We start from the raw sequence: 291 nt of genomic DNA, 5'->3' as shown, positions 1-291 counted from the left end.
TTTCAGGAACCACATATACGATAGAATACACGAGTCCAGGAACCTGCGGAACAAGTAGCACACAAATGGTAACTGTTTTAACCTCCGGGAATGCTTCTTTTACTATGACTGCAACTTGTGATGGCGGAACCGCAAATATTACTGGAGATTTTGGTGGGAGTTTTACTTTTAATCCAATACCAACCGATGGTGCAACAATAAACGCAACTAGCGGAACGGTAACTAATGGACTTTCAGGAACCACATATACGATAGAATACACGAGTCCAGGAACCTGCGGAACAAGTAGCA

1 protein-coding gene is annotated in these 291 nt (G+C 43.0%); it reads left to right on the top strand.

What is annotated here, in order from left to right:
- Nucleotides 1–291 (top strand): hypothetical protein (locus ACVCZW_RS00475; RefSeq protein WP_452231355.1); only part of this gene is annotated, 291 nt, incomplete at both ends.

Source organism: Lacinutrix sp. MEBiC02595 (genome assembly GCF_053601555.1).
This window is presented reverse-complemented; position numbering and strand designations above follow the sequence as displayed.